Source organism: Limnochorda sp. (genome assembly GCF_047459355.1).
Taxonomy (GTDB): Bacteria; Bacillota; Limnochordia; order Limnochordales; family Limnochordaceae; genus Limnochorda.
In genome coordinates, this window is sequence record NZ_VSCV01000110.1 from 1 (window position 1) to 1,115 (window position 1,115).

2 protein-coding genes are annotated in these 1,115 nt (G+C 70.9%); both read right to left on the bottom strand.

All coding sequences use genetic code 11. The features are described from left to right. Positions 1-710: 1,4-dihydroxy-2-naphthoyl-CoA synthase (gene menB / locus FWJ67_RS11235; RefSeq protein ID WP_414482874.1), on the bottom strand; the 710-nt coding region annotated here is incomplete at its 3' end. A gap of 81 nt (positions 711-791) precedes the next feature. Continuing rightward, on the bottom strand, positions 792-1,115 hold a 324-nt coding region (locus tag FWJ67_RS11240; protein WP_414482875.1), incomplete at its 5' end, for an alpha/beta fold hydrolase.

Genomic DNA, 1,115 nt, shown 5'->3' on the forward strand with positions numbered 1-1,115 from the left:
GCCAGCTGCTGGATGCCGGCCAGGCCGTCGGTGTCGGCGTTGAAGGCGGCCTTCAGGAATCGGATGGCCGTGGGGCTCTTCTCGAGAATCTCCCGGGCCCAGGCGACCGTCTCCTCCTCCAGCCGCTCCAAGGGGACCACCGCGTTGACCAGCCCCATCTCCAGGGCCTCCTGGGCGGTGTACTGGCGGCAGAGGTACCAGATCTCCCGGGCCTTCTTCTGGCCCACCGTCCGGGCCAGAAGCCCCGCGCCGTACCCGGCGTCGAAGCTGCCCACCTTGGGGCCCGTCTGGCCGAAGATGGCGTTGTCGGCCGCGATGGTCAGGTCACAGACCAGGTGGAGCACATGGCCGCCGCCGATGGCGTACCCGGCCACCATGGCGATGACGGGCTTGGGCAGGGTCCGGATCTGCCGCTGCAGGTCGAGGACGTTCAGCCGGGGGATCTCGTCCTCGCCCACGTACCCCCCGTCGCCCCGCACCTTCTGGTCGCCGCCGGAGCAGAAGGCCTCCGTCCCCTCCCCCGTGAGGATGACCACGCCGATGGACCGGTCGTCCCGGGCGTGGTTGAAGGCATCCATCATCTCCATGACCGTCTTGGGGCGGAAGGCGTTCCGCACCTCGGGCCGGTTGATGGTGATCTTGGCGATGCCGTCATAGACCTCGTAGCGGATATCCTCGTAGGTTTTCACCGGTTGCCAGGGGAAGGCCACCGGCCACCGCCTCCTTTCATCCGTGCAAGCTTCCTTCCAACCACATGTCGCTCCGTCCGGGGCGCCCGAAACCGGGTGCCATCATCCCCCTGGGCCCGCCTCGGCCAGGGCCCGGTCCCCCTGTCCGCCGGCCCCCTGCCCGCCCGCCTCCGCCCCGTGGGCCTCGAGGAAGGGGAGCACCGCCTGGAGGAAGGCCTCAGGCTGCTCCAGATGGACCGTGTGCCCCGCGCCGGGCACTGTCACCACCTGGATCTGGGGCGACCGGGCCGCCATCTGGCGGGCCAGCGCGACGAACTTGGCATCCCGCTCCCCCACCACCAGGCGGGTGGGGACCGCCAACCGGGCCAGCCGGTCCCAGAGGGGCGCCTGCGCCCCCGTCCCCATCCCCCGCAGGCTGGCCGCCAG